Annotated in this window: 1 pseudogene (only partly in view); it reads left to right on the plus strand. The window is 64.8% G+C overall.

Annotated elements, in window-relative coordinates:
* Positions 1–253 (plus strand): annotated as a pseudogene (locus EYQ35_09870) (hypothetical protein) (it extends past both window edges: 549 nt to the left, 1,388 nt to the right).

A 253-nucleotide genomic window follows, 5' to 3' on the forward strand; every position in this document is an offset into this window, starting at 1 on the left:
TCAAACTGCGACGACGGGCTGTACTGCACCGGCGTGGAGACCTGCCACGCGGCAATGGACTGCCAGGACAACGCCGACCCCAACGCTGACGACGGCGTGGCCTGCACCGATGACAGCTGTGACGAGGTCAATGATGTCATCGTCAACGCCGTCAACGACTCAAACTGCGACGACGGCCAGTTCTGCACGGGCGTAGAGACCTGCGACGCGGCGGCTGACTGCCAGGACAACGCCGACCCCAACGCGGACGACG

Source organism: Candidatus Binatota bacterium (assembly GCA_012960245.1).
In the GTDB taxonomy this organism is placed as follows: Bacteria; Desulfobacterota; Binatia; order UBA1149; family UBA1149; genus UBA1149.